Genomic DNA, 2,380 nt, shown 5'->3' on the forward strand with positions numbered 1-2,380 from the left:
ACCCAGTTCACTCGCATCTCGCGGCGGGAGATCAAGCGGGTGCAGACGATGCTCAACGATCGGCCACGGAAAATTCTGAACTGGCAGAGTCCGGCCTACGTCTTTCACCACCTGTTGCGCTAGGATCTTGAATGCACACTGACACCTTTTCCTCACTTCATCGCCACAGCCCTGACTTGGCGGTAGGTGGTCATTCCCTGGAGCACTTTCCTGACCCCATCTTGAACGAGCGTGACCATTCCTTCTTTCATCGCAAGAGTCAGCATCTCGGCAGTTCTCGATCGAGTCTGGATGAGCTGCTTTATCTCCTCCGAAGGAAGCAGCAATTCATGCAGGGGAATTCGCCCCTTGAAACCGGTTCTGTTGCAGGCCTCACAGCCTCGTCCACGGTACAGACCCCACTCGGTACTGTACTCGATGTCGAGCGTGGACCACTCTTGCGCCCCATACCCCTGCACCAGTTCGTCATACTCCGTTCTGGTCGGATGATAGACCTCTTTGCACTGGGTACAAATCCTCTTGCATAGACGCTGGGCAAGCACTCCTAACATTGCATCGGCAAAGTTGAACGAGTCGCACCCAAGATCCAACAGCCGGGTCACCGTTTCGACCGCGCTGTTCGTATGGAGGGTGCTGAGGACCAAGTGACCGGTCAGGGAGGCTTCTATGGCGATGTCGGCTGTTTCTTTGTCCCGCATCTCGCCGATCATGATTACGTCAGGGTCTGCGCGCAAGAACGCCCTCATCGCGGTCGCAAAGGTGAGACCAATCTTCGGGTGGATCTGGACTTGGCGGAGACCGTCCTGGGTAATTTCAATAGGGTCTTCGGCAGTCCAGATTTTCCGTTCGACGGTATTGATGTGCTTGAGGATGGCGTGCAGGGTTGTCGTTTTGCCGGATCCGGTCGGACCGACACACAAGATGATCCCATAGGGTTTCTCCGCGATGGCTCGAAGGACCGACAAGGTGGCAGGGGTGAATTCCATCGAGTCGAGCGGCATCGGTCGTTTGGCCGTGAGGAGGCGCAGCACGACATCTTCGTCTTGTCCCGCAGTTGGCAGGGTCGCGACGCGCAATTCGATCTCTCGATCCTTCCCCAATCGGTACCGAATTTTTCCGTCTTGAGGCTTGCGTCGTTCAGCGATGTCGAGGTTGGCCATGACTTTGATGCGTGATACAACGGCACGCCGATAAGCCGCTGGAATCCCCATATAGGTGAAGCAGGTGCCGTCGATACGGAGCCGCACCGTCACCTCCTTACGGTCCGCATAGGGTTCGATATGGATGTCCGACGCGCCGAGGCGGTCTGCTTCGGCGATCACTTGGTTGGTCAGCCGAACAATGGCTGAATCGTTCTCGTCGATCCCACCGGATACCGGATCGCCGACAGGCTCGAGTTGGATTTCATTGATCAACTCACCGAGAATTGCCCCGATGGACCCGCTGGTTCCCTGGCCCCTCGCCAGTTGCAGAAACTGCTCGATGTCCCGGCGCAGACCCACGGCATAGCGAATGGTCACGCCTGGAAATGTGCGCCGCACGTCCCAACCCTTATCGAGATCGTGCGGATCGCTGGTGAGCACGTCGATCAGCGAGCCTCGACGGGCGATCGGCAACCAGAGATTATTTTTGAGATAATCGACGTTGAGTGTTTTCAGCAAGTCGCTATCGATGACCGTTCGTTCGTCATATGGCAGGTAGGGGCATTGATAAAAGTCGCTCAGAGCAGATCCCAAGGCCTGTTTCGGAACATGATAACGGTCGAGGAGCACCGCCTCGAGGTCCAGATGACAGACCTTTGACTCTTCGACCGCCGCCCGCACGTCAGCTTGACTGATGATTCCGCGATAGACCAGCGCATCCAGTACATTCTGCTCGATAGTGCTGATCGACTTGGTCCCGCTGGCCCCCTTCTTGGACGTGCCCCCACTCCCCTCTACCTTACCCGACATCCCCCCACTCAGAATGCGGGTCTCCAATGGCAAATTTGCTACCCCATCTCAATTTTGGCCTCTATCAAGAGACCGAAAAACCGGTTGACCACTTCGGAACACACGATCGCACTTCATTATCATTGACATCCCGAAAACACCTAGCAGGGTGCTCAAACAGGCAGCCAGCAAGGCCGCAGCGAGTGAAGGGTCGAGGCATACCCCTTGGGGGACGTTGAGGGTCTGAACGATGCGACCTGCCTGCGCGAAGCGCTTCGGCGGAGGCAGGGAACGCTGCTGGCGGTCTGTTTCTAATGGGATGGACTCCCCCACTTGGATATCATGGGCTCCACCGGACCACGGTGTGAACCCACAAACCACAAGGAGGGAGTCCACATGACACAGCTTACACGGAGGGGCATCGATTTGGCCAAGCAGGTCTTTCAGCT

2 protein-coding genes are annotated in these 2,380 nt (G+C 56.7%); one reads left to right on the forward strand and one right to left on the reverse strand.

Annotated features, from left to right (window positions below; all coding sequences use genetic code 11):
* Positions 1–123: IS30 family transposase (locus HZB34_00650; GenBank protein MBI5314460.1), on the forward strand; the 123-nt coding region annotated here is incomplete at its 5' end.
* Between the two features lie 29 nt (positions 124–152).
* On the opposite strand, the gene HZB34_00655 is transcribed toward HZB34_00650, so the two are convergent.
* Complete coding sequence (locus tag HZB34_00655) at positions 153–1,952, reverse strand: type II/IV secretion system protein (GenBank protein ID MBI5314461.1); 1,800 nt, start codon at positions 1,950–1,952, stop codon at positions 153–155.
* Between the last annotated feature and the right edge of the window lie 428 nt (positions 1,953–2,380).

It is taken from the genome of Nitrospirota bacterium, assembly GCA_016219645.1.
Lineage (GTDB): Bacteria > Nitrospirota > Nitrospiria > Nitrospirales > Nitrospiraceae > Palsa-1315.

Coding starts and splice junctions, on each gene's coding strand:
- HZB34_00655 (MBI5314461.1), bottom strand. CDS start 1,952: ATGTCGGGTAAGGTAGAGGGGAGTGGGGGCACGTCCAAGAAGGGGGCC.